General features: G+C 58.6%; 20 protein-coding genes and 4 pseudogenes. 14 read left to right on the top strand and 10 right to left on the bottom strand.

Going from position 1 to position 25,012, the window contains the following annotated elements; genetic code table 11:
* Positions 1 to 2: 2 nt before the first annotated feature.
* The 10 genes and pseudogenes from N7E02_RS23370 (at position 3) to N7E02_RS23325 (ending at position 8,659) form a co-directional block, all read left to right on the top strand.
* Entirely contained in the window at positions 3 to 1,046 is a 1,044-nt protein-coding gene (locus tag N7E02_RS23370; RefSeq protein ID WP_286579974.1) for an SGNH/GDSL hydrolase family protein, read from the top strand.
* Between the two features lie 359 nt (positions 1,047 to 1,405).
* Entirely contained in the window at positions 1,406 to 2,569 is a 1,164-nt protein-coding gene (locus N7E02_RS23365) for a glycosyltransferase (RefSeq protein ID WP_286579972.1), read from the top strand.
* The gene (locus N7E02_RS23360; RefSeq protein WP_286579971.1) at positions 2,566 to 3,138 is read left to right on the top strand and encodes an LbetaH domain-containing protein; all 573 of its coding nucleotides are present in this window, start codon (positions 2,566 to 2,568) and stop codon (positions 3,136 to 3,138) included. Before N7E02_RS23365 ends, N7E02_RS23360 begins: the two co-directional genes overlap by 4 nt.
* Positions 3,135 to 4,049: a glycosyltransferase family 2 protein gene (locus tag N7E02_RS23355; protein ID WP_286579969.1), complete on the top strand. Its 915-nt coding sequence runs from the start codon at positions 3,135 to 3,137 to the stop codon at positions 4,047 to 4,049. The genes N7E02_RS23360 and N7E02_RS23355 overlap by 4 nt, the downstream gene beginning before the upstream one ends.
* A gap of 143 nt (positions 4,050 to 4,192) precedes the next feature.
* The gene (locus tag N7E02_RS23350) at positions 4,193 to 5,473 is read left to right on the top strand and encodes a lipopolysaccharide biosynthesis protein (protein WP_286579968.1); all 1,281 of its coding nucleotides are present in this window, start codon (positions 4,193 to 4,195) and stop codon (positions 5,471 to 5,473) included.
* Positions 5,470 to 6,126, top strand: a complete 657-nt coding sequence (locus tag N7E02_RS23345) for a glycosyltransferase family protein (protein WP_286579967.1) — start codon at positions 5,470 to 5,472, stop codon at positions 6,124 to 6,126. The genes N7E02_RS23350 and N7E02_RS23345 overlap by 4 nt, the downstream gene beginning before the upstream one ends.
* Positions 6,111 to 6,623 (top strand): annotated as a pseudogene (locus N7E02_RS23340) (glycosyltransferase family 4 protein); the annotation flags it as partial. The gene N7E02_RS23345 and the pseudogene N7E02_RS23340, both read left to right, overlap by 16 nt.
* Entirely contained in the window at positions 6,620 to 7,585 is a 966-nt protein-coding gene (locus N7E02_RS23335; RefSeq protein ID WP_286579966.1) for a DUF6625 family protein, read from the top strand. The pseudogene N7E02_RS23340 and the gene N7E02_RS23335, both read left to right, overlap by 4 nt.
* 88 nt (positions 7,586 to 7,673) lie before the next feature.
* Positions 7,674 to 8,351 (top strand): glycosyltransferase, encoded by a 678-nt coding sequence (locus N7E02_RS23330; RefSeq protein WP_286579965.1) that lies wholly within the window; start codon positions 7,674 to 7,676, stop codon positions 8,349 to 8,351.
* A complete protein-coding gene (locus tag N7E02_RS23325) occupies positions 8,348 to 8,659 on the top strand; it encodes a hypothetical protein (RefSeq protein ID WP_286579963.1) in 312 nt (103 codons plus the stop codon). Before N7E02_RS23330 ends, N7E02_RS23325 begins: the two co-directional genes overlap by 4 nt.
* Before the next feature lie 18 nt (positions 8,660 to 8,677).
* Here the strand turns inward: N7E02_RS23325 and N7E02_RS23320 are convergent, their stop codons facing one another.
* The 8 genes and pseudogenes from N7E02_RS23320 to gmd all read right to left on the bottom strand — a co-directional run bounded on the left by N7E02_RS23320 (position 8,678) and on the right by gmd (position 15,817).
* Positions 8,678 to 9,262, bottom strand: coding sequence for a hypothetical protein (locus N7E02_RS23320; RefSeq protein ID WP_286579961.1), 585 nt, complete (start codon positions 9,260 to 9,262; stop codon positions 8,678 to 8,680).
* Positions 9,263 to 9,374: 112 nt separating this feature from the next.
* On the bottom strand, positions 9,375 to 10,778 hold the full coding sequence (locus N7E02_RS23315; RefSeq protein ID WP_286579960.1) for a glycosyl hydrolase family 28-related protein: 1,404 nt from the start codon (positions 10,776 to 10,778) through the stop codon (positions 9,375 to 9,377).
* A 226-nt stretch (positions 10,779 to 11,004) separates the two neighbouring features.
* Entirely contained in the window at positions 11,005 to 11,559 is a 555-nt protein-coding gene (locus N7E02_RS23310; RefSeq protein ID WP_286579959.1) for a hypothetical protein, read from the bottom strand.
* A gap of 17 nt (positions 11,560 to 11,576) precedes the next feature.
* Positions 11,577 to 12,407, bottom strand: coding sequence for an O-antigen polysaccharide polymerase Wzy (gene wzy / locus N7E02_RS23305; RefSeq protein WP_286579957.1), 831 nt, complete (start codon positions 12,405 to 12,407; stop codon positions 11,577 to 11,579).
* Between the two features lie 57 nt (positions 12,408 to 12,464).
* Positions 12,465 to 13,133, bottom strand: a complete 669-nt coding sequence (locus tag N7E02_RS23300) for a glycosyltransferase (RefSeq protein WP_353622929.1) — start codon at positions 13,131 to 13,133, stop codon at positions 12,465 to 12,467.
* Positions 13,119 to 13,582 (bottom strand): annotated as a pseudogene (locus tag N7E02_RS23295) (glycosyltransferase); the annotation flags it as partial. The pseudogene N7E02_RS23295 and the gene N7E02_RS23300, both read right to left, overlap by 15 nt.
* Positions 13,583 to 13,749: 167 nt before the next feature.
* Positions 13,750 to 14,721, bottom strand: a complete 972-nt coding sequence (fcl, locus tag N7E02_RS23290; protein WP_286579954.1) for a GDP-L-fucose synthase — start codon at positions 14,719 to 14,721, stop codon at positions 13,750 to 13,752.
* Positions 14,714 to 15,817: a GDP-mannose 4,6-dehydratase gene (gmd, locus tag N7E02_RS23285; protein WP_286579953.1), complete on the bottom strand. Its 1,104-nt coding sequence runs from the start codon at positions 15,815 to 15,817 to the stop codon at positions 14,714 to 14,716. Before gmd ends, fcl begins: the two co-directional genes overlap by 8 nt.
* A 650-nt stretch (positions 15,818 to 16,467) precedes the next feature.
* Here gmd and N7E02_RS23280 point away from each other — a divergent pair.
* From N7E02_RS23280 to N7E02_RS23265, 4 genes and pseudogenes are all read left to right on the top strand, one after another.
* A complete protein-coding gene (locus tag N7E02_RS23280; RefSeq protein ID WP_286579952.1) occupies positions 16,468 to 17,196 on the top strand; it encodes a sugar transferase in 729 nt (242 codons plus the stop codon).
* A 245-nt stretch (positions 17,197 to 17,441) separates the two neighbouring features.
* Positions 17,442 to 18,902 (top strand): phosphomannomutase, encoded by a 1,461-nt coding sequence (locus N7E02_RS23275; RefSeq protein ID WP_286579950.1) that lies wholly within the window; start codon positions 17,442 to 17,444, stop codon positions 18,900 to 18,902.
* Positions 18,899 to 20,324: pseudogene (locus tag N7E02_RS23270) on the top strand (mannose-1-phosphate guanylyltransferase/mannose-6-phosphate isomerase). Before N7E02_RS23275 ends, N7E02_RS23270 begins: the two are co-directional and overlap by 4 nt.
* A gap of 68 nt (positions 20,325 to 20,392) precedes the next feature.
* Positions 20,393 to 21,702: pseudogene (locus N7E02_RS23265) on the top strand (UDP-glucose dehydrogenase family protein).
* Positions 21,703 to 22,002: 300 nt separating this feature from the next.
* On the opposite strand, the gene N7E02_RS23260 reads toward N7E02_RS23265, so the two are convergent.
* Entirely contained in the window at positions 22,003 to 22,683 is a 681-nt protein-coding gene (locus tag N7E02_RS23260) for a hypothetical protein (protein ID WP_286579949.1), read from the bottom strand.
* A 22-nt stretch (positions 22,684 to 22,705) separates the two neighbouring features.
* The gene (locus N7E02_RS23255) at positions 22,706 to 24,973 is read right to left on the bottom strand and encodes a polysaccharide biosynthesis tyrosine autokinase (RefSeq protein ID WP_286579948.1); all 2,268 of its coding nucleotides are present in this window, start codon (positions 24,971 to 24,973) and stop codon (positions 22,706 to 22,708) included.
* Positions 24,974 to 25,012 lie beyond the last annotated feature (39 nt).

Raw genomic sequence — 25,012 nt, 5'->3', positions numbered from 1 at the left:
GCATGACGGGTAAACACCGCTATCTCGGAGGTGAGCCTTACAAGCTCGATTTTGCCGGGACGGACTGGGTGAAGTTCAAGACGGTGAACTATTCCACCGATAACAACAGCTTTGAGCAGATCGGCGGAAGCATCGAATTCTGCACGGATGCTCCCACATTCGAAATCAACCTGGGTGGCAGCACTGCACCTTTTCGTCTCTGGTGCGAGGAAGATGGCGAACTGCGCCTCGTTTCTCAGCCGATCCATCACGTCGATGCAGCCAACAACCACGTCATCGTCGACTTCTCCGCAATCTCGGATATCCCGACAGCGCGGAAATTTCGGGTTGACCTCGGCGCAGGCGGAGCTGCCGGTTTCTTCTCCGGCATCACCACCTCCGTCCTTCACGATGTCTGGCGGCCGGCGGGCGCCAATCCGATCCGGTGCATCGTCGCGGGCGACAGTTTCGTCGAAGGAACAACGAGTGACGGGGTACCCAATGATGTGATGGGGTTGTCCGGGCTCGTCAATCACATGGGCTGGCACCTAGGGCTCGACGATGTATGGGCGTCAGGTTCCGGCGGCACCGGCTGGTTGCGCGCCAATGGAAACCGGGTCGCTCTCAGCGATCGCTTCCAGCGGGACGTGATCGACCACGCACCGGACCTCGCCATCATCGCGATGGGCGTCAATGACGGCGAACAGAATCCGGGCCAGGTCCAGACGGTGGTCGCAACATGGTGCGCGAAGTTCCGTCAGGCGCTGCCGACCTCGCCGCTCTTCATTGTCGCGCCGTGGTCACCTCAGGGTTCAGGGCCTCTCGATATCCGCACCGCGATCATTGCCGGCGCACAGACGGAAAATTCGGGAAGAACCTTCGTCATCGATCCGGCCGTGCCGGGTTCGGAATGGCAATGGCCTGCACCCGGCCACCAGGGCATGACGACCGGCGTCGGCAATGGCGACTGGGTCGTCGATAACGGCGGCACCCACCCGAGTGTCGCGGGCCATGCCTATCTCGGCGCACGCCTCGCCAATGCGATCCGGGAAAAGCTCGCCGCCTGACCAAACTGGCCGCTCGTCGCCTTCCATGGCGGCGGGCGCCCATTCCCGAAGGGGTCTTAAGACACGCTTAGCGGCCTGCTGTTCTCGATGCCGACGACGGCTCGCAGGCGAGTGGTAAAAGCGCCTCACAAGCTAAGAAACTCGAACCGGCCAAGATTCCTACTTCAAACCGGGCCAGATTAACCATCGACTTGAAATGTAATTGCAGTATAAAAATCAAAATAATATAAGAATATCACACTTCATATAGTGCTAATTATAAATACTCCAAGGCGATTACCGGCGAGACGGACCTGACACGAGACTTCGCCGGCAAGAGATGTCGGGCAAATGCCGAATGATTTGCATCGGGGGATGCTTTGAAGGTTCTACATGTAATTGCAGGCGTCGATCCGGCCGACGGGGGCCCCATCGAAGGTCTGAAGCTGACCGCCGAACACCACAGATCGCTCGGGCATGCGACCGAAGTCGTTACACTGGATGATCCGCACTCGCCTCATGTGACTACCTTTCCATTCAAGGTCCATGCCTGCGGGCCGGGGCGTGGGAAGTATGGCTACACCACCAAGATCAGCCGATGGATCGCTGAAAACGGTTCACGCTATGATGCCGCTGTCATTCATGGCCTCTGGAACCACGCTTCGGTCGGCGGATGGCTGGGGCTCAGGAAAGCCTCCCTGCCCTATGTGGCCTATACGCATGGGATGATGGATCCCTGGTTCCGCAAATCCTATCCCGCCAAGCACATGGCAAAACAGATCTTCTGGCTGCTCGCGCAGGGTAAGGTGCTTCGCGACGCACGGTCCGTGCTCTTCACCTGCGAGGAGGAACGGGACCTCGCGCGCGGTGTTTTCCAGGGCTATCGCTATGCCGAAAAGGTCGTTGCTTTCGGCACGTCCGAGCCGCCGGTAGCGACACCGGCGCAAACGGATGCATTTCATGCGGTCCTGCCCGCGCTCAAAGGGCGACGCTTCCTGCTTTTCCTCAGCCGCATTCACGAAAAGAAGGGATGCGACCTGCTGATCGATGCCTTTTCGAAGATCGCTACGGCCCATCCTGATATCGACCTCGTCATCGCCGGTCCCGACCAGACCGGGCTTGGGGCCACGCTGCAGGCGCAGGCAGACGATGCCGGGATCGGAGATCGCATCCATTGGCCGGGCATGCTGACCGGTGAGGCGAAATGGGGAGCCTTCCGTTCGGCAGAGGCCTTCATCCTACCCTCGCACCAGGAAAATTTCGGCATCGTCGTTGCTGAGGCGATGGCCTGCGGCACGCCGGTGCTGACGACCGACAAGGTCAATATCTGGCGCGAAATCGAGGCGTCCGGCGGCGGTTTCATCGAGACCGACACGCCGGACGGCATCCTGCGTCTTCTTCAGCGTTGGCTTGCGCTGGAGAGCGGGGCCAAATCAGCCATGGGCGCCAAGGCGCGGGCCGGTTTCGACAGGCATTTCCGCGTCGAACAGGCGGCGCTCGACCTGATGGCCGCGCTGGAAGACGCCCGTTCGGAGGCTGCATGACCCCTCTGCTCGACGCGCGATCGGCAAATCCCCGGGAGGGTGGGCCAAGCTTTGCTCTTCGGCATCGGCTGACCAGGCTTGCCTGGGCTGTCGTGTGGAACGGATTGGGTAAATGGACGCCGGTGCCGTTTCATGGATGGCGGCGTCTGCTGCTGTGCGGTTTCGGTGCCAGCATCCATCGGGATGCGAGAATTTATCCGGGTGTAAAGATCTGGTATCCCGCCAATCTTTCGATGGATGCTCATGCCTGCCTGTCGAGCGGGGTGAACTGCTATTCGATGGACAAGATCACGCTCGGCGCCTACGCGCTTGTGTCGCAGGGCGCGTATCTGTGCGGCGGCACCCATGACGTCGACGATCCGCATTTCCAGTTGGTGACGAAACCGATCACAATCGGCGCCAATGCCTGGATCGCGGCCGATGCTTTCGTCGGACCGGGGGTCGTGATCGCGGACGGCGCAGTGCTCGGAGCCCGCGGCGTGACATTCAAGAATCTCGAGGCGAACTCGATCTACGCCGGAAATCCTGCCCGGTTCATCCGGCACAGAAAACAGCCAGGGATAGTATGACAAAAGTTGCCGTCCTGATCCTGACCCATAACGAGCAGAAGCATATCGGACGTGCCATCCGGTCAGTGCGCGCCTTTGCATCGGAAGTCTTTGTCGTCGATTCCTTTTCGAAAGACAGGACAGTCGAGGTTGCCGAAGAGGCCGGCGCCGTCGTCCTGCAAAATCCCTGGACCAATTATTCGAAGCAGTTCCAGTGGGGTCTGGAAAACGCGCCGATCACGGCCGACTGGATCATGCGGCTCGATGCCGACGAGATCATCGAAGACGACCTCGCCGCCACCATCCAAGCGACACTACCCGCCCTTGGTGCAGACGTCGCCGGGATCAACATCAAGCGAAAGCACATCTTCTGGGATCGCTGGATAAGACATGGCGGCCGTTACCCGCTTGTCCTTCTAAGGCTCTGGCGAAGGGGGCAAGGCCGCATCGAGGATCGCTGGATGGACGAGCATATCGTCGTCTGGGGCGGCAGGACAATCACGCTCGAGGGCGGGTTCTCCGACTGCAATCTCAACGACCTTACATTCTTCACCGCCAAGCACAACGGCTATGCGACGCGGGAGGCAATCGACGTCCTGAACCAGAAATACAAGTTGTTCGAACGAGACCAGGATCTCTCCAGCGACAGCGCCTCCAAACAGGCCGCCATCAAAAGATGGTTCAAGGAGAAGGTCTACAATCGATTGCCCTTCTGGGTAGGGCCACTCGGATATTTCCTGTACCGCTATATCTTCCAGTTGGGATTTCTCGATGGCCGGCCAGGCCTCGTGTATCACTTTCTGCAGGGGTTCTGGTACCGCTTCCTGGTCGGTGCCAAGATCGTCGAGTTCGACCGCACACTTCAGCTGCTCCCAAACCGTGACGAACGGTTGCGTGCGTTGGAAGCGATGACCGGCCACAAGCTTTCATGACAGCTAGCAACAGCGGGATGATTGAGACGAGAATAAAGTTTAATCCGAAACAATTATTGTCTCTCCTCGCTGTCGTGAGGTTATAATACATAGATAATATTTTCCACGCAGATGTTTTTCGCTCGAATGAGCAGAGGTTAATTTTGAAATTTTTCCACGTCATCTGGGGTCAGCTCGTTGTTGCGGTGGTGATATTCGCCTCCATCCGCATCTATACCGAGTTGATGGACGCGGAAACATTCGGTGCGGCGATGCTCGGCATCGGTGTGATCGCCTTCCTGGAGAGCCTCGTTTCGATGGCGCTCAACCAGACCCAGATCGCCCTTTGCGCGAAACTGCCTTCGGGCGAGGAACGTCGGCAGATGTCTGTGGGACTGGCCTATCTGTTGCAGACATTTCTGGCCCCAATCGCCTTGCTTCTCGCTGTAGCCTGCCTGATTGCCACCCCGTTCCTGCCGGGCGCCCTTTACGCGGCGATCGCCACCATCGCACTGTTCTGCTATTTCGCAGGCGAGGCTCTCAAATACAGCCTGATGACCCTCCTCGTGCTTGACCAGCAGTATCGCCGCCAGTCGCTGTGGAACGCGGGCGAGACCGTGCTCACATTCGCGGGCATCATTGCAGCTCTCCTCTTGTTCGGCGCCGACGCGTGGACGTTTCTTGCCGCCCATATCGTCGTGCGTATTTTCAGCGCGCTCCTGTTCACCATCCTCTTTGGCGGCGTCTCGCATCTGCGCGGCATCCGATTGGGTCGCGCCAAGGCCCGGTGGCGCGAGGCGCTTGGACATGGCTTGCCCGTATCCGCCATGGGTCCGCTCGGCTGGATCTCCTCCTTTCTCGATCGCTTCATCATAGGTGGCATTCTCGGTACCGCGGCGACCGGCTCCTATGTCGCGGCGACGGGGTTGGTCGGACGTCCCTACGCGCTGACAACGGCAATTCTCTCGAACTATTTCCGCCCTCATCTCTTCACTGCCTCCGGCAACGAGAAGCGCCAATCGCAGATCACCATGAAATGGCTGGCTGCGGCAGCGGTAGTCGGCCTTGGCGGCGCCCTCGCCCTACTGCTCGTCGGGCCGTTCATCCTGCATTTTCTGCTCGCGGCCGATTACAGGGACGGCGCCGTTGCCTTGATGGTGACTTTTGCGATCGCGCAGACGCTCTCGATCATGACGCATGCCATCGACAACAACCTGCTGGCCTCAAGCAGAAGCGCCAGCCTCCTGAAGGTGCAGACGGTGATGTCCGTGTCCACGCTTGCGATCATCCCGGTCGGCACCGTCCTGCTCGGCCCCCTCGGCGCGACGATCGCCAGATGCGTCGCCGAAGCGCTGAAGCTCTTTGCCACGTATCTGCTGATGGCCGGGTTCATCATCCGAAAGTCCGAGCCTGCTTCGCTGGCGACTGAGAGGAACGCATCATGAGGGTCGTGATCGCCACAACGACGGGTTTTCACCTGCGGCGCATCGCGACCGAGCTTTTCGAGCGCCAGATCGAAACCCGCTATTTCAGCTATATGCCGCGCTTCCGGCTTCGCCGCGAAGGCATCCCTGATCAACATTCGACAAGTCTGTTCCGTCCCTTGCTTCCGACGTCTTTCAATGCGCTGAACCGGCGTCTTCCTAGGCTGCAGGAAAAGGCAGTCGAAGCTTTGTTTGCCCGGACGGACGACTATGTCGCCCGCCATCTGCCGCCATGCGACATCTTTATCGGACTTTCCGCCATGGCCATCCGCTGTGCAGAGGCCGCGCGGCGGCAGGGCGCGACGGTGATCATCGAGCGAGGTTCGCGTCATGTCATCTCGCAGAATGCCCTGCTCGTCGAAGGCGGCGGGGCGGCCTTGAGCAGGCATTATATGGAGCGGGAGATGGCAAGCTATGCGGCGGCTGACTACATCTCGCTGCTGTCCGGCCATGCCGTTCAGAGTTTTGTCGACCAGGGTTTTGACCGGGACAGGCTGTTTCTCAATCCGCTCGGCGTCGACCTAGACACGTTTCCCCCTCGCCCCGTCCGGCAGGGCCGACGCGTCTTCTCTTCGTCGGCGCATGGTCAAGACGAAAAGGAGCCGATCTGCTGACCGGCGCAATGGCCGCACGACCGGATTGGCATCTCACCCATGCCGGCATGGTCACCGACATGCCGTTCCCCGACCTTCCCAATGCGAAGAGCATCGGTCATCGCAATCATCAGCAGCTCGCGCAACTGATGAAGGAGCATCATCTCCTCGTCCTGCCGTCCCGGGAGGACGGCTTTGGAATGGTCATGCTCGAAGGCCTCGCGGCCGGCCTGCCGGTCGTGGCGAGCGACATGACCGGTGGACCGGATATCCGTGCGATGATTTCCGACAAGAGTGCGGTGGAGATCCACGCCGCAAACGACGGGGAGGCTCTACTGGCGGCGCTGGACAGAGCCGTCGCCTGGGAGGCATCCAGCGATCCGTCACGGCAGCGCATGAATGCGGACGACAGGACCCGCTTCAGCTGGAATGCCTATGGCGACCGCTATGTCGAGTTTCTAAAGTCGGCCCGAAATCAAAATGCTGCAACGGCTATGAGCGGGAGGCTTGCACGATGAAGGCGGCCTCCTATCCGAGGATCATCATATTCGCCGTGTATTTCGGCCGGTTGCCGGACTATTTCGCGCTATGGCTGAAGTCCTGCAGCTTCAACCCCGAGATCGAGTGGCGACTGGTCACCGATGCGGATATATCCGCCTACACGCTGCCGGCAAATGTGAGCTATCGCCATACGAGCCTTGCCGAGATGACGGCCCAGATCGGTGCGACCGCGAATGTCGAACTCACTGTGCAGTCCCCCTACAAGGTCTGTGACCTCAGGCCGCTGTTCTGGACGTTGATCGAGCCTGATGATGGTTGCGATTTCTGGGGCCATTGCGATCTGGACATGATTTTCGGCGATCTGTCCGAGTTCCTGCCGGTGTCCTTGCTGGGAAGCTACGACAAGATCTTTTCCGTCGGGCACCTGACACTCTATCGAAACAGCCCGGAGGCGAACCACTTCTTCGAGAAGCCGCACCCCGATCTCGACTTTCGCGAGATCCTCGCCGACCCGGCGCATCGCGGCTTCGACGAGCATATCGGCGTAAACCGTATCTGGCTTCGACATGAGGGCCGTTTCTACACCAATGAAGCGATCGTCGCCGATATCGATCCGCATATCATGCGGTTCGAGCGGTCGAGCAATTACTTCCACTTCCGCAACGACCGGCATCAGGCGTTCCTCTTCGACCGCGGCAAGGTCAAACGCCTTTACTGGGCCGGCGGAGCGCTGAGGTCCGAGGACTTCATCTATGTCCATTTCCAGAAGCGCAAATTCGCGTTGACGTCACTGCCGGACGATTGCGATCGCTTCTACATCACCCCTAACGGCTTCATCGCGGCTACAGATGAAGCGCCGGGCAGAGCCGAACTCGACCGCCTGAACGGCAAACCGCGCCTGGAGAAGAACGAAATCAGACAGCGGCTTCGACGGTGGAAACGCCGCGCCCTCGGTCTTCGAAAGGATAAGGCAGCGTGATCGGCGACATTGAATTTCTACTCCCCTTGTTATGGTCATGACGGCAAAGCAGTCGGCGCCGTCGCGCCTAGCCTCGAGCAACGATGAAATGACTTCAGTACCCAAGATCAGCGTGCTTATGGCCGTGCATGACGGTCAGAAGTACCTCAAGGAAGCCATAGACAGCATTCTGTCGCAAAGCTTCGCCGATTTCGAGCTTATCATCATCGATGACGAGAGCGAGGATGCCACGCCGGATATCATACGCAGCTATGACGATCCGAGGATCATCTATCTTCGGATCACCCATGGGGGCCTGGTGACCGCACTCAACCACGGCTTTGCGCATGCCAGAGGCGAATACATCGCCCGTATGGATGCCGACGACCGTGCAATCGCCAGTCGGTTCGAGCTGCAGGTCGCTCATCTGGACGCACATCCAGATATCGACGTCCTCTGCAGCGATATCTACACGATTGACGCCACCGGTGCCCGAAGTGGAGAGCAGGTCCAGCACGGCATGGACAATGACATGTTGCGGGACGGGCTGCTCGGCAGGCGACCTATGAAGCCGATCATCCATCCCTCCGTCATGATGCGCCGGAGAGTGCTTGAGGAGTTGGGCGGATACCGGCATTTTAACTATGCTGAGGACCATGACCTTTGGATGCGTGCCGTCGATCGCTTTTCTTTCGCACGGCTTGAGCAATTCCTGCTGGAATACCGTGTCTATGGCGGTGGCATTTCGAGGACGAAGGGGAAAGTCAGGCCGTTGCTGCGGCGATGAGCGCCACCTGCTATCTGATCGGGAAACAGGCCGGCATCGATGTCTTCGGCCAACGTCCGGAGGATTTTCACCGGCTGAGCGACGAGATGCGTGAAAAGCTAAGGAGCGAAGTGCTTCCGGCCAAGCTTGCGTTCAGAAACGCGCGGCTTGAAATGCTGAACGGCACAAGGATCAAAGGCATGTTCATGCTGGCGCTGGTTCTGCTCCGACATGGCCGAAAGGCTTTGCCGAAGCATAGTGACCGCTTGACCGCATCCCTGATCACTGAATTTGCGCGGCGTTATAGCGATGGCATCGTAAAGGCCTAGGACCACGACAGGCCCGCCTCAGCTGCCGGTCAGCTGCCGCACGAACAATGGGCACGGTCCGTCCAGCGCGATCGCCAGCGGAGACGTGAACTCGATTGTTCCGTCCTGGTCATCGTGGCTTGCTACCCGACCGATCGGCAGCGGCACCTCCCCTTTCGCCCCTGATAGGCCCGGAAGAATATCACCCTCGCGCAGAAAGACCGCGGCGACCGGCTCGGAAGAAAAGGTCGGATCCCGAAGAGCAAGCCGCGTTGCACGGGGGTGGCTGAGAGCCCTGGCGAGCCGAGCGGCGGGATAGAAGCGCCGCGTTGTCTCAACCGTCAAGATTCCACGATCGTGTTCGAGCCTTGCCGACGTCTCATAGTTCTGGCCGTAATCGAAGGTTCTCAATCCGGTCAGCGCCTGCAACAGCAGTGCCAATCGTCCGGAATCTGGGATGGAGGCTCGGGCGATGATGTATACGTGGCCAGTCTCTTCATCACGAAGCAGATCACCGGCACCAATATTTTCGAACGCCTCACGCTCGCCAGAACTTCCGGCGGAGATATCGAACTCGACCTCAATCTGGCGGCCTTGAGGCCGCTGGCTGACAATCGGCGTCAAGGACCGCTTGATCCTTGTCTTCATCGGCGATGGAACGTGAGCCCAGTTTGCACCGTCATGCAGGGTGGTGGCCCACCACGGAATGACCGCCGGCCTTGGTCCCGGCTGTCCCTCAAAGGCGATTGGAAAGCAGTCGGATGCCAGAAGTGGGCCCATGCCATCTCCCTGCACGCCATCGAAATCGACCAACTGCGCCGGGAAGATCGACAGATAACTCGCTTTCGGCGCGTGGACGCCGCAGGTGTAGGCTGCCGCCGCCCTGCCCGCCTCCGTATCCAAAGCAAGCGCTCCCCGGCCACCGGTTGGACCATGGCGAAGTTGCGGATATCGATTGCGCAATCGAAGGAGAAAAACCGAAACCGCCCATGAAGGTGCAGTTGCAGATGACCGCCAAGCCATCTCGCCCTTCGAGCAACGATACCGGCGAGAACTCCCGATGCTTGACCGAAAACTGGATCTTGCACTGCTCGAAAGTCACGGTTTTCGGTGCCGAGTTTTCGACGCCGTTGAAACGGCCAAGCGAATAGACGCTCTCGCCATAACAGTCGATAAAGGTCGGGCTGCCGCCACCCTGCGGCAGATGCCCGGCAACGTCGATATCCATGATGCGGACATTGTTGTCGAAGGACGAGCCGGCAATGTGGCCCATGAAACTGCCGCGGCCGTTGCCGTAGTTGACGCTGTCGAGGCTCGTATAATTGAAGTGAAGACGGCAGTTGATGATGTTGTTACAGCGCGCATCCGCATTGCCCAGCGCGATCCCGGTCAGATTGAACGAGATATCGCAATCACGAACGTTGAGGAAATCACCGTTAGAGGCGACAGGAACCTTGCCCGGCTGCACCATGAGACCAACGCAAAAACCGCCAATCTGGCAATCCTCCACAAAGGTGTAGGAGGAGAAATTTCGACCGTACTGATCCTGTTCCGGTACGAAGTCAGGTATGCGCGGCTGCGGATAGGCCTCATCCGGTCGCTCACCCGAGTAAGCATCAATGCAAATGCCGGCATAAGGCGCTGTCCTGCTGTCGGCGCTGTCCGGCATGTCCGGCACCATCCAGCCGCGTTTGTCCGTTCGGTCCGGTAGCGTCTCATAGACCGCGTACAGATGATCGTAGTTGCGGCCCCTCAGACCGATCGAGCGGAAATGCGCCCGCCGACCGCCCTGGAGATTGATACAGGGCCGGTCGAAGAAATCGGGCTGGATCAGCGAATTGACGACCTCCCGGCCGTTCGGATGGGGGAATGCCTCCCCTTCAAGGACGGCCGTGATGTAGCTGTAGCCGTAGCCGACCTGCAAACTATCCGTCGTGCGATAGATGCCACCGGGAAAATAGACCGTGCGCGGCACCGCATCGCCATAAACAGCGCAATCGATCGCGGCCTGGATGGCAGCAGTGTCGTCCGCCGCGCCGTCGCCCAACGCTCCGAACTGACGGACATCGAGATGGTGTGCTGGAGCTAGACGCCAGATGCCGCCGTCATGGGCGCGCAAGCGCGGCAAGAATGAGTGCACGTCTTCTGCGCGTTCGTACCATCCACCACCGATCCCGGGGCGTGTAAGCCCGGAAAGCCAGATGCGGGTGACGTCAGAGTTTACCGAGGAAGAGGCAAGATCTGCGGAATCGCGAAATGAAAGAATAGTCCGCCCCGGTAGATCCTGTGCCTGGGCCACGCCCGGCAGAACTGCAGCTCCAATGGCAGCACCCGTCAGCAGGCTTCGGCGGGATTGCCGCCTTGCCTCATCGCTCTCCATTCGCATAGCTCACATTGCCTGGAAGCGTAGCGGTGTCACCAGTTCCAAAAGCTCTCAGCCGTCGGCCGGATCTGTTTACCTTTCGTGGCATCAACCATCGCCAAGCCAGGGAAATCAGATAGAAAAATACAATGAAGGGGAAGATGCCCAGGAATGCCGCGAGCGCCTCGAAGAAGCTCGGCGGAACCTTGGCTACAGCCAGAGCAACAAAGAGAAGCGCATAAAAGAAACGACCGGCGGTACCGCCTGCGCCCAGCCAACGTGCAAGAAATGCGAAGAACATACCCGTGGCCAAGCCATTGACGCCGATCCACAGCCAGCCGCCCTCGCGGTAGGCATAGACACCACCAAAGGCGGTGAGGCTGCCAGTACCGCCATTCAGCACCTTCCAAGCCCAGTTGGATAGCTCGCCACCGAAGGTACCATCAACGCTAAGAAGGTAAGGCTTCTCTGGAATGAGTATCTTAGGGATCGGAATGAGGAATACGGAGGCGTAATATATCGGGCCTGGAACAGGCGTTATGTCGATGTAACGCTTCATGGCAATCGTGACGTAAATCAGGTCTGACCTGTCGACGATTGATTTGAAACTCGATTCGAGGAAGCCCCTTGATACTTGAACCCGTCGATGGAGCTTTGACCCGAGCCCTGTCTGTCATAGCGGGTTTCGCGGATGTAGACTGCAACCGGACTGACGATGAGAAGTATCAGCACGCCTGCGCCCAGCAAGCGGATCGCCCGCCTGCGCTGGCCACTGGCGTAGAGGCTGGCGAGCAGGATGAAAATCGGTGAGATAATGATCAGTCGCTGGCCGAGCGTCAGCGTCAGGCCAACGCAGGCGAGGAACATGCCGCCGATCACCAGTAGGCCGAAGCGGTCGGCAACCTTCCAGGACGCAGCGAGCGATACCGCGAGATAGGCAAGGCTCATATTTCCGAACGCCGCGATAATGGCAAAGAACGGACCCCGGTCATGAAAATAGGCTTCGAAGTCGTCCGCCGAATAGCTCGTAAGGCGTTGCGTCGAGAAATAGACGACATAGACGGCAAATGCGATGGCAGACAGCGGGATCCGGTAATTGTGCATTACCCCATCCACCAGGGCCAATTTCAAAGGGTTCTTGGCGGTGAATATCCGGCGGCCGACAGCGGCGCCAAGGATGAGGAAGACCAGGAAAAGCCAATGGATGAGCAGTGCGCTGAATACGGTCTCCTCGCGGTAATAGTCCAGCGACGAGAGCGACTTGAAGAAGACCGGCAGCGGGTAGTAACCGATCGAGAACGCGCCGATCACGCCAAGGTGGCAGTCAAGGACGCTCTTGCCCACGAACATGCGCGCAACGAGAACGCCGCATGTCACGAGATAAAAAAGGGCAAGTATCTGGTCCATCAATTCAGTCCAAACTCGCTATGCGGTCGCCCGGTGTTTGTCGGCTGGCCTGATCGGTCAGGCATGGCATGCGGGCGCCACCGCCGACACGATTTCCTTCAGCCCGGCCTCTCGTGACAGGCGTCCCAGAGCTTCCTCGCGCGAGCCGGAAGGCAATTCTCCTTGCTTCGCGCAGTGAAGGATTGCCTCGGCCATCGCTCCTGCATCGCCTGGCTCGACGACGAGACCTATATTGTCGACGAACTCGGCCAGCTCCGTTCCCTTCTCCGCCGTCACGAGCACCTGCTTTCCGGATGCGAGCATACCGCCCAGCTTGGAGGGAAGAACGAGATCGGCTGCCCCCTTGTCCTGTGGCAGAGCGTGAAGGTCGGCCATATTGAGGAATTCGTTCAGCCGCGAATACGGCTGGAAAGGAAGAAAGCGCACGTTCTCCAGCTGGGCGTATTTCGCCTGGAGATCGTTCTTGACCGGCCCCTCGCCCGCGACCACGAACTTGATACCGCGCTCGTCGCGCAGCTTCTCGGCCGCATCGAGGAGCACACCCAGCCCCTGCTTCGCCCCGATATTGCCCGAATAGAGCACGACGAAATCCTCGCCGGAAAAACCAAGCTCGGCGCGATAAGGGCTCACACCTTCCAGCGGGAAGATATGCGACAGATCCACCCAGTTGCGGATGACGGACACCCGATCTTGCCCAACGCCTTTTTCGACCAGCTTTTCGGCCATGCGGTTGGATATGGTGACCACGTGATCAAAGCGCTTCAGGGTGAATTTCTCGAATGCGAAGCCAAGCTTTTTAGCCAGGGCTTAGATCCCAGGTGACCGACGGCAAAAGCTGCGTCGACCTCCAGGTCCTGCACGTGCAGAAGCGTCCTGGCGCCCACCAGTTTGGCAGCCAGTTGGGCCACCGGCGACGCAAACAAGGTGGGCTCCACGCAAAATACCGTATCCGGGCGGCGACGCAGGATCTGCCAGAAGACAACCGGTGCCGAGGTCAGCGCGAAGGAAAGAGGCGCGATCAGGCGCCATATGCCTCCCATCTTCTTTCGCAGGATGAGCGGAGTGCGAAGCACCCGCACGCCCTTCTCGATCGCCGTCGAATAGCTGTTGCGATAACCCGGCTGCACGGACCATCCCGGATAATGCGGAGGCGTGGAGACGACGGTAACCACCATCCCCTCGCTTGCCAGGTGTTCCGCGATTTCGCCGGTATATTTGCCGACCCCCGCCACCTCCGGCGCGTAGTTCATGCCGTAGACGATCACGCCCCCACTTGTGGGCGCCGACACTGTATTGAGCACTTTCGACATATCTGCGTTTGGCATGTCCATTGTTGCGTCTGTCATGCAGCGTCTCCCTGCTTGCGCTCGAGATACTGGCCATTGAGGAAGGCCGCATAGGCGCCGCGAATACCATCTTCGAGGCCGATGCGCGGCCGCCATCCGAGAGCCCGGAGCTTCTGCGCACTCATCAGCTTGCGTGGTGTACCGTCGGGCTTGCTCAGGTCATGGACAATGGTGCCTTCATAGCCGACCACGGCGCAGACGAGCTGCGTCAGTTCGAGGATCGTGACATCTTCGCCGGAGCCGACATTGACATGGGTTTCACCGGAGTAGTTTTTCATCAAATGCACGCAGGCATCCGCGCAGTCGTCGACATGGAGGAATTCACGACGCGGCGTTCCGGTGCCCCAGATGGTAATTTCTGGCGCATGACTGGTCTTCGCCTCATGAGCCTTCCTGATCAGCGCCGGCATCACGTGGCTGGATTTCAGGTCGAAATTGTCCCCGGGCCCGTAGAGATTGGTCGGCATGGCCGAGATGAAGTCGCGCCCATGCTGCCTGCGATAGGCTTGGCAGAGCTTGATGCCGGCAATCTTCGCAATCGCGTACCATTCGTTGGTCGGCTCGAGCGCGCCGGTCAGCAATGACTCCTCGACGATCGGCTGATCGGCAAATTTCGGATAGATGCAGGAGGAACCGAGAAACATCAGTTTCTCGACGCCTACCTTATGGGCGGCATGGATGATGTTGGCCTCAAGGATGAGGTTTTCGTAAAGAAAGTCCGCCGGATAAGTATCGTTGGCGAGAATCCCGCCGACCTTCGCCGCTGCCAGAAAGACGGCGTCGGGCCTGTTCTTCTCAAACCAAGTCTCAACCTGATCCTGACGGGACAGATCGGCATCTTCCCGGCTCGCGGTCAGAACCACACAACCTTCCGTGGCGAGACGGCGAACGATTGCCGATCCGACCATGCCGCGGTGCCCCGCGACATAGACTTTCTTGCCCGTGAGGCCGTAAGGCGCGTCAGGCATGAGCCAAGCCCTTGTTGGCGCCGGATATCGGCACGTTGCGTGCCATGACCTTCAGGTCCTCGCGCACCATTTCGGCCACGAGCTGATCCAGGTTCGTCTCGTGCTTCCAGCCAAGCTTTTCGTGAGCCTTTGCCGGATTGCCGATCAGCAGATCCACTTCCGTCGGACGGAAGTAACGTGGATCGATCTCGATCACGCATTGCCCGGAGGTCATGTCGTAACCCTTCTCGTCCACGCCCTCGCCGCGCCATTCAATCGGCATGCCGACCTTGGCGAAAGACTTTTCGACGAAGGAGCGGACAGTATGCGTCTCGCCTGTCGCCAATACGTAGTCGTCCGGCTCGTCCTGCTGCAGCATCAGCCACATGCCCCGAACGTACTCGCGTGCGTGCCCCCAGTCGCGCTTTGAATCCAGGTTCCCGAGATACAGGCGGTCCTGAAGGCCGAGATGAATGGCTGCGGCAGCGCGGGTAATCTTGCGCGTGACGAAGGTCTCACCGCGGATCGGGCTTTCGTGATTGAACAGAATGCCGTTGGAGGCATGCATGCCGTAGGCTTCGCGATAGTTCACGACGATCCAGTAGGCATAGAGCTTGGCAGCGGCATAGGGCGAGCGAGGATAAAATGGCGTCGTTTCGCTCTGCGGAACTTCCTGAACCTTGCCGTAAAGTTCCGACGTCGAAGCCTGATAGAAGCGGGTCTTCTTCGTCAGCCCCAGCAGGCGGATAGCCTCCAGGAGGCGCAGCGTCCCGGTGCCGTCTGCGTTGGAAGTATATTCCGGCGTCTCGAAGGATACCTGAACGTGACTCTGTGCTGCGAGATTATAGATTTCATCCGGCTGCGTTTCCTGAACCACGCGGATCAGATTGGTGGAATCCGTCATGTCACCGAAATGGAGCCTGAAACGGGGGCTCTCTACATGAGGATCTTCGTAGAGATGCTCGATACGGTTGGTATTGAAGCTAGAAGAGCGGCGCTTGATGCCGTGGACGACATAGCCTTTTTCTAGCAAAAGCTCGGCAAGATAGGCTCCATCCTGCCCCGTTACGCCGGTGATTAGAGCAACTTTCCCATTGCTCTTCGCATTCGAACTCATCATGCCCCCTATACATCGGCAAAACACAGACATCCGAAGGAATATTCACGATCACTGAATAAACAAAAATATGGATGCCTTTAAATCATTATTCTAAACTATGCTGCGGAGCAACATTTTGGCAAATAATTAGTTAATCCGGCATTTTACGCTGTCTATCGGCAAATTTTCATTGCCGACAAGAAAGTATTTACGTCACAACAGCAGATCGGACCGGTACGCATTCAAGCCGTACATCATGATGTCCTGATGAACCTGATATGGATCAAAACAGAACCTGGAATAAATGTTAAGCCACCATCTCGGACTGCGCTGCACCGCCGGCCAACACCATTGCGGTACGCTCATCAGCGCCCGTGATCCAACCTCAGAAAATCAAACGTTACTTTATAATAATAATACGAAACATACACGACGCTTAAGGCGATCCCTCCATACCAAGAAGAATGGGATCAGATGGCGGAGCAGCAATTACAGCTCTTTCAAAGCATCAATTCGACGTCCGGGCAAGCGCCCTGTGACCTGAAATCTCCATGGTCATTATATTTAACCATTTGTTAATTTCACTGCTGACAAGCCGAAAAGTCTCGTTTAATACGTTTTGATAGTAATCAATGTTCTTGTTTTCCAGTATAAGTGGGATGGTTCCATTGAGTGTGCTGGGCTTAAATGAAAATACAGCGTATTCATCTTTTACGGATGGGCCGAAAATTACTCCTGCATCAGTCGGCAATGAATTAGTCTACACTAAAAAATATAATTCTTTTTCACGGCTCGCTCAGTTGATTGCCAAGCGCGTTATGGACGTCGGCGTATCAACCATTGCGCTGATAGTTCTTCTGCCTCTCCTGCTGGCGATTGCGGCGATGATACGTTTGGAAAGCCGGGGGCCGGTGCTTTTCACGCAGTTGCGCTGGGGCAAGGACGGCAAGAAGATACGGGTCTTCAAGTTCCGCTCGATGTATGTCGACAGGTGTGACGTTTCCGGCGTTACGCAAACGGTGCGCAACGATCCGAGAGTCACGCGGGTCGGCCGGGCCATCCGTCGGTCGAACATTGACGAATTGCCCCAGCTGTTAAACGTTCTCAGAGGCGACATGTCGCTGGTCGGGCCACGTTGTCACGCAGTCGGCATGTTGGCAGCCAGCGTGCCGTACGAGGAACTGGTCCCCGAATATCATCAACGGCATGCAATGCGGCCAGGCATGACGGGGCTTGCACAGATGAGGGGGTTGCGAGGGCCGACGGACAAGGCGTCCAAAGCGCGCGCGCGCATCGCCTGCGATCTGCACTATGTGGGCAACTTCTCCCTTTGGCTCGATTTCACGATCATCATCGGCACGGTCTATTCCGAGCTGCGTGGAGGCAAAGGATTTTGATCGACCAGCCGTGACCGCATGGCAACGAGAGCAATGTCTGTACTCGCCATTGTAAATCGCCGTGTCATGAAAGATGGTTATCCACTTTTTGGTCGCCCCTACCCTCCTTAAGATGTCAAAGCCGAGCGGAAGCGACTGTCGCAAGGCGCCGACATTCGCCTTATTGTAGAATGCAATCTCAGCCTGAACCTTCGGCTTCGGGGCATATCCCAAGTGAATAACAGGCAGAAAACGACGGATATGCGATGAAGTTCGGCACAAGTGGCCTGAGGGGCCTGGTTACGGATCTGGAGGGCGAAGCGTCCGCGCTTTATGCACAGGCTTTCGCACAGCACCTGATGCAGATGGGCCACGCCGCCAGCGGCGACACAATTCTGGTCGGGCGGGATTTCCGTCCATCCAGCCCTTCGATTTCGGCAACCTGCATCGGCGCGCTCTTACGGGCCGGCCTTGTTCCGGTCGATTGCGGTACGGTGCCGACACCGGCTCTCGCGCTTTACGGCTTTCGGACAGGTGCCGCCTCGCTGATGATCACCGGATCGCACATTCCGGCCGACCGCAACGGGATAAAATTCTATCGGGCCGATGGTGAGATAGACAAGAACGACGAGCTTCGAATTGCTGCCATTGCCTCGGAACTGGCGAGCAAACGGATCGACGACACTCCCGCCGAAGCCGCAAATGCGCAACAGGCCGTAACCGAACTTTTCATGTCCCGCGTGACATCGATCCTTCCGCCAGATGCTCTGAAAGGTCTGAAGATCGGTGTCTACGAGCATTCGACGGTGGCCCGCGAACTGCTGTCACGAGCGATTGAAGGCTACGGCGCAGACATCGTCAAGCTCGGTTTCTCCGACCAGTTCATCCCTGTCGACACAGAGGCCGTGTCGCAGGAGACCGTCGCTCAGCTGAGGATATGGGCTCGAGATCATGAACTCGATGCCATCGTTTCCGCCGATGGCGACGGAGATCGTCCACTGTTGGCTGACGAGGCAGGAGCTCCTTTGCGTGGCGATCTTCTTGGGCTGCTCACGGCCCGCTTCCTCGGTGCCAGAGTGGTCGTGACCCCAGTGACATCCAATTCGGGACTGGAAAAGAGCGGTTCTTTCGATGTCATAAGAACACGAGTCGGCTCACCCTTTGTCATCGCCGGAATGCTTGAGGCCCTTTCTCAGGGCCGGTCAAAGGTGATCGGATTTGAGGCGAACGGAGGCCTCCTCACCGGATCGCCCTTCGGAACCGCAGCCGGCGAACTCGCCCCTCTTCCGACCCGCGACAGTTTTATGCCCATCCTGGCGGCCCTCTGGACGGCAGCAAGGGATAACAAGCCACTCTCGGCGCTTTCCTCGGACTTCAATCTTGCCTGCGCGATGGCCGACCGGCTGGAGAATTTCCCGGTTGAAACGGGAATTGCGTTGATGAACCATCTCAGGAACGAGCGAGGCAATCTCGAGACGTTCGTGAGGCCGCTTGGCAAAATCCAGGACACCAGCGACATAGATGGTTTGCGTATCACATTCGACGATGGCCGCGTCGTTCACCTTCGCCCATCAGGCAATGCGCCGGAAATGCGCTGCTATGTTGAGGCAGAGACTGACGAGGCAGCGGCGCAACTTCTACACGACAGCCTGGACCTTATCCGCGAGTTGGCGGACAGCGTAACGAAGAAGCCCGACCAACGCGTGCGGGCCGGAGACATTTCATGACTGACAAGATCGTTCCGGTCATCATGGCCGGCGGCAAGGGCACACGCCTCTGGCCTCTTTCTCGCGCTGGTGCGCCGAAACAGTTTATCCAGTTCACGGGCGACCGGACGCTTTTCCAGGCAACGCTCGACCGCGTCTCGGACCAGAGCCTCTATGAGGCGCCGATCGTCATCACCAACGAGGACTTTCGCTTCCTCGCGGCAGAACAGGCGAGAGAGCTCGGCATTCCGCTTGCCGGCGTGCTTCTTGAGCCCGTTGCCCGCAATACGGCCCCGGCGATCGCCGCTGCTGCGGCCTATGCAATAAAACTGTTCGGTGACAGGGCAATCCTTCAGGTTTTGGCCTCGGATCATGAGATCGTGGCCGACGAGAACTATGCCGAGGCGATCCAGATTGCCTTGAAGACTGCACGTGCCGGGAAACTCGTGACATTCGGAATAACACCGATCGAGCCCGCGACCGGCTATGGCTATATCGAGGCCGGCGAGCCACTGGCGGACGGTGCCCGCAGCGTGAAGCGCTTTGCGGAAAAGCCGAACCGAGAGACAGCTCAGGCGATGCTCGATGCCGGCGGTTTCTTCTGGAACTCCGGCATATTCATGTTCTCGGCCCGCAAAATTCTCGGCGAGATTCGCGAGCATGCCCCGGCGGTCTCAGACGCTGCCAGCGATGCAGTGGCGAGTGCAAGCCGCGATCTGGACTTCATGCGGCTCGACGCCGCCGCATTCAGCAAGGCTCCGGATATCTCAATCGACTATGCGGTCATGGAGAAGACAGCGAACGCTGCTGTTGTCCCCTCTTCCTTCACCTGGTCCGACATGGGAAGCTGGGATGCCGTCTGGAAGCTAGGAGAGAGATGATGACGGCAATGTCACGCTCGGCAATGCCACGGTGGTGAACACCCGCGGCTCCCTGGTCATGTCCAGAACCAGCCATCTTGCCGTGCAGGGTCTTGAAGGCGTCGCGGTCATCGCCAGCGAAGACGCCGTCTATGTCGGCAAACTCGATGAAAGCCAGAATGTCGGCTCTCTCGTCAAACATCTCGCCTCGTATAAGGCGACCGAGGCGCTGACGCAAACCCACCCGACCTCCTATCGCCCCTGGGGTGGATATACGTCCATACTCAATGGCGATCGGTTCCAGGTGAAGCGGCTTTTCGTCACACCCGGCAAGAAGCTCTCGCTACAAAAGCATCACCACCGTTCGGAACACTGGATCTGCGTCAAGGGGACAGCCGAAGTGACGATCGGCGACGAGATCAAGGTTGTCCGGGAGAACGAGTCCGTCTACATCCCGCAGGGAGAAATTCACCGGCTTGCAAATCCCGGCAAGATCATGCTGGAAATGATCGAGGTGCAGACGGGCTCCTATCTGGGCGAAGACGACATCATCCGTATCGTGGATGAATTCGGCCGGGGATGAGTTCGAGGTTCGCTTGCGAGAGCGGCCTATAGGCATCAGCCGCAGATCCGATCGAGAAAGAGTTTAAGATGCGTATTGTGATGGTTGGTTCGGGTTACGTCGGGCTTGTGTCCGGAGCCTGCTTTGCAGATTTCGGCCATGACGTCGTGTGCGTCGACAAGGCCGAAGAAAAGATTACAGCCCTCAAAGAGGGCCGTATCCCAATCTTCGAGCCCGGCCTCGACGAACTGGTAGCGCGCAACGCCAAGGCCGGTCGCCTGTCCTTCACCACCGAGCTTGCACCGGCGGTCGCCGATGCGGATGTCGTCTTCATTGCCGTCGGTACGCCGTCGCGCCGCGGTGACGGCCATGCCGATCTCGGCTATGTCCATGGCGCCGCCCGCGAGATTGCTCAGGCGATCAAGGGCTTCACCGTCGTCGTCACCAAATCCACCGTTCCGGTCGGTACCGGCGACGAAGTTGAGCGGATCATCCGCGAAACCAACCCGAAGGCCGATTTCGCCGTCGTTTCGAACCCGGAATTCCTGCGCGAGGGTGCCGCGATCGAGGACTTCAAGCGACCGGACCGCATCGTCGTCGGCCTGTCCGACGAGCGTGCCCGCGAGGTGATGACCGAGGTCTATCGGCCACTTTATCTCAACCAGGCGCCGCTCCTGTTCACCAGCCGTCGCACCTCCGAACTGATCAAATATGCCGCCAACGCTTTTCTGGCGATGAAGATCACCTTCATCAACGAGATGGCGGATCTTTGCGAAAAGGTTGGCGCCGATGTGCAGGATGTATCACGCGGTATCGGCCTCGACGGTCGCATCGGCTCGAAATTCCTGCATGCGGGCCCCGGCTATGGCGGCTCCTGCTTCCCCAAAGACACGCTGGCCCTGGTCAAGACCGCCCAGGACTACGAGAGCCCCGTCCGTCTGATCGAGACGACGGTCGCGATCAACGACAACCGCAAGCGCGCCATGGGCCGCAAGGTTATTGCCGCGGCTGGTGGCGATCTGCGCGGCAAGAAGGTTGCCATCTTCGGCCTGACCTTCAAGCCGAACACCGACGACATGCGCGACAGCCCGGCGGTTGCCATCGTTCAGGCTCTGCAGGATGCCGGCGCTATTGTCTCCGGCTACGATCCGGAAGGCATGGAGAATGCGCGCCAGATGATGGATATCGAGTTTGCCGAAGGCCCTATCAGGCCGCCGAGGGCGCCGATATCGCCGTGCTGGTGACGGAGTGGAACCAGTTCCGAGCACTCGATCTCAACCGCCTGAAGTCGACCATGAAGGCGCCGGTTCTCGTCGACTTACGCAATGTCTACCGCGCCCAGGAAGTCGAGGCCCAGGGCTTCACCTATCACGGCGTTGGAATGGCAACCCAACCCTGACGGATCAGAGGTAGTGAGCTGACGACGTTGGCCGGCTTTTGCGCAGTCAGTTCGCTGAAGACCACGAGCGGCCCCGCCACGGCGTTCTCAACACCGGCCATTCGTCGTATAGACGCAAATCAGCCGCATCTCGTTTTGACGGGATGCGGCTTCCACCGGTGTCGAGCTCGGTCCATTTGCACGGCGTCCCCTGCTCTTCTTGACACCTGCGGATATGCTGTAGATCAGGAACACCAAGCCGGCCCCATATCTGAAGCCGCCCATCAGCGAAGTGCTTTGATACCAGCGCGCTCGCGTGACCTATAATCCTTCGGTCATCAAGCCGGGCAGGTTCAGCGAATGGAGGCGCGCATTAGGCACGATCTTCGCTTCTGATCGAACAAACGGATGCAGTTGGGCGGGTAGATTGCTCAGTGCGGTGACTGCATCCGTCACTGGCGCGTAAAGCAGCATCGTGCGGAGATCGCGGCGGATCAGCTCTTCCCCAAGTGCTGCCATGGGCCGCGTGACCTCGCCCCAATGGCGCAATCTTTTCCTGACTGTATCCAGGTTTGTCGGCGAATATGCCTGCGAAAGTGTCATCAGATTAATCTGCTCATCGGCGCTGCCACCGGCAAACCAGCGCGTCTGCGCCAACTGTACCCACAAGTCGCCATTCGTGGGGTTGCACGCGAGCGCATTGCGGAGGACCCGCTCCATACGGGCAAGCGCCTCAGGCCATCCGTCCCTGTTCGCCACAAACTGCAGATCCGCCTCACGCTTGGCGACAGCGACCACAGCATTCAAGATATCAGTCCTGCAGGTGTCGAGCGGCGATCCTAACGCCTTTGCATAGTGCGCTACGCCCCGATCGGATACAATCTCCTGTCTGCGAAACATGGAGTTCAACGTCAGGTAGGGATGATATTCGCGTGTCGATGCGAACTCGCTGATCGCGACTGCTCCGATCAGGACTGCGGCCAAAAAGGCGACTGCGCGCAACGCCGCCGCCGGCCGGATACCATTAGCCATTGTCCTGATAGTACGACGTGTAGCGCGAGGCATAATATTCCGACGACCCGTACTCGCGATAAAGCTTCATCTTGCTGCTATCGACTTTGTTCAGCACCACGCCAAGGCAACGGTTTACGATCTGCGGATCGGCGTCGAGCGTGTCGCTGACGACTTTGCGGGAAGCTCCACCCCACTCCACCACCATGACGAAACCGTCGACACGCGGAGATATGGCACGGGCATCGACAACTGGACCAAGTGGGGGCAAGTCGAGAACCACGTAATCGAACTCGGTTGCCGCCTGGCTCAGGAGCTTCATCATCTGCTGCGATGCCAGAAGTTCCGACGAATGAGGGACGCGGCGTTTGACGACGGCTGGAAGAAACTTCAAACCGGAATCTGAATCACTCAGCAGCAAGGATGCCGGAGACTTGTTCTCGAGCAGGACTTCGAGCAGCCCCTCGTCGGCGTGTTGGCCGAGCGCCCGCGTGGCGCCAGGGTTGCGAAGGTCTGCATCGATCAAGAGGGTCTTGGCGCTCTTCGACAATATCTGGGCGAGATTGACGGCTATGGTCGACTTGCCCTCGCCCGGCAGCGCAGACACAATACCGATAATCTTGTTCTGCTTGTTGATGCTCAGATCGGCGGCGATCTTTGCGCTGCGCAGCGTCTCGGCGAATGAGGACAGAGGATGGTCGATTGCGTAACTGGAAACCTGGTTGCGCTTGAACACCTGGCCCTTTACCGGCTGGCCGGGACTTGCCTTGTTCTTTGACGGCTCGACCAATGGGATCGAACCGAGATATTCAAGCGAGAGCACATCGCGAACCTGCTCTCCCGTGCGGAAGAAGCGGTCGCGGAACTCGCGGAATCCCGCGACGCCAACGCCAACGATACCGCCGAGCAGGATACCGGCTGCGAGCACCAGGAACTTCCTCGGTTCACTCGGCCCGGCCGGCGGCGTGGCATAGGATATGATGCGAGCCTCGGTGACAGGGAATGATTCCTGCTGGACAGCCTCCTGATAACGCTGGAGGAATGTCTGGTAGAGGTTCTTGTAGGTCTCGGCGCTGCGCTCAAGTTCGCGCAGCTGAACCTGCGTCTCGCTGGCAGCGACACTGATCGTGGTGGCGCTTGCAACGCCTTCGGTGATCTGCCTCTCACGCGACTGCGCTACCTCAAGTTCGCTTTGGTAGCTTTCCGAGATACGACGCAGTTCGTCGAACATCAGGCGATTGTATTCGCCCATTTCCTGCCGCAGACGCGCTGCCTGGATGTGGTCGGGGCCTAGGCGCTTGCTGATCTCGGATTCCCGTTTGGAGGCATCGAGATATTTTTCACGCAGCGTATTGATGACCGAGCTCTCCAGGGCATCGGTTACGATCGCATCCGTCTGTCCGCTCTGGATGATGGACTGGAGGCGGTCATACCTCGCCTGCGCGCGGGCAGTATCGGCCCTTGCTACGATGAGCGCGCTGTTCAACTCTGTGAGTTGCTGGTCGGAGACCAGTTTGTTGTCGGCGACAACGAGACCATTGGCGGCGCGGAATTTCTGGATCGCCAGATCGGATTCCAGCGAGCGTTGACGCAGTTCCTCGATCCGCTCCTGCAACCAGGTACCGGCACGGCGCGTCGCGTCATATTTGGCGTCAAGCTTATCGGTAAGATAGGCGTCAGCAACGGCGCCGGCAATCTTTGCGGCGAGATCCGGTGAGGTCGCGGTGATGTCGATCTGCAGCACATAGGAACGCCCGACCCGAGAGACCTGCATCGATGCGAGCAGTGACTGAAGCGCTGCCTGCCGCTTGGCTTCGGCAGGGTCCTGGAGGTTTTCGACCTCTCCACCGGTCAAAAGGCCGATTCCCGAATGAATAAGAGACATGCCCACGGAGAAGATGTTGCCACCACCAGCCATGAACTCGGGATTGTCCTGCAGCTTCAATTTGTCGACCGCAGCCAAGCCGATCGTTTCGGACTTCAGCAGCTCCACCTGACTGAGGACAGACGCCTCATCGTCCAGTGGGCTACCGATAGCCGAAAGCTGCTGTACGACCTGACTATTGCTACGGTCGATGAGAACACTCGTGGACGCCGTGTATTTCGGAACAGCCGTCATCACGTAGCAGAGGCCGAACACAACAGACACAGCCACACAGACAGCAACCGCACGCCATTGGCGACGGGCAATCGAGATCAAGGCATCGAGATCAATCCCTCTGATCTCTTCTTCCTGCACTTGCTCTTCCTTGCCCCGAAAAAAGACCGGCCTCTGGTTCATCCATACGATCCACTTGCTTCCACGATCCAGACGCTCAGA

It is taken from the genome of Terrirhizobium terrae (assembly GCF_030323265.1).
GTDB lineage: Bacteria > Pseudomonadota > Alphaproteobacteria > Rhizobiales > Rhizobiaceae > Neorhizobium.
Note: the sequence above shows the minus strand (reverse complement) of the source record. Positions and strands in the feature narration are given on the sequence as shown.

Coding starts and splice junctions, on each gene's coding strand:
- N7E02_RS23370 (WP_286579974.1), top strand. CDS start 3: ATGACGGGTAAACACCGCTATCTCGGAGGTGAGCCTTACAAGCTCGAT.
- N7E02_RS23360 (WP_286579971.1), top strand. CDS start 2,566: ATGACCCCTCTGCTCGACGCGCGATCGGCAAATCCCCGGGAGGGTGGG.
- N7E02_RS23355 (WP_286579969.1), top strand. CDS start 3,135: ATGACAAAAGTTGCCGTCCTGATCCTGACCCATAACGAGCAGAAGCAT.
- N7E02_RS23345 (WP_286579967.1), top strand. CDS start 5,470: ATGAGGGTCGTGATCGCCACAACGACGGGTTTTCACCTGCGGCGCATC.
- N7E02_RS23335 (WP_286579966.1), top strand. CDS start 6,620: ATGAAGGCGGCCTCCTATCCGAGGATCATCATATTCGCCGTGTATTTC.
- N7E02_RS23330 (WP_286579965.1), top strand. CDS start 7,674: ATGACTTCAGTACCCAAGATCAGCGTGCTTATGGCCGTGCATGACGGT.
- N7E02_RS23325 (WP_286579963.1), top strand. CDS start 8,348: ATGAGCGCCACCTGCTATCTGATCGGGAAACAGGCCGGCATCGATGTC.
- N7E02_RS23310 (WP_286579959.1), bottom strand. CDS start 11,559: ATGAAGCGTTACATCGACATAACGCCTGTTCCAGGCCCGATATATTAC.
- wzy (WP_286579957.1), bottom strand. CDS start 12,407: ATGGACCAGATACTTGCCCTTTTTTATCTCGTGACATGCGGCGTTCTC.
- N7E02_RS23300 (WP_353622929.1), bottom strand. CDS start 13,133: ATGGCCGAAAAGCTGGTCGAAAAAGGCGTTGGGCAAGATCGGGTGTCC.
- fcl (WP_286579954.1), bottom strand. CDS start 14,721: ATGCCTGACGCGCCTTACGGCCTCACGGGCAAGAAAGTCTATGTCGCG.
- gmd (WP_286579953.1), bottom strand. CDS start 15,817: ATGAGTTCGAATGCGAAGAGCAATGGGAAAGTTGCTCTAATCACCGGC.
- N7E02_RS23275 (WP_286579950.1), top strand. CDS start 17,442: ATGAAGTTCGGCACAAGTGGCCTGAGGGGCCTGGTTACGGATCTGGAG.
- N7E02_RS23255 (WP_286579948.1), bottom strand. CDS start 24,973: ATGAACCAGAGGCCGGTCTTTTTTCGGGGCAAGGAAGAGCAAGTGCAG.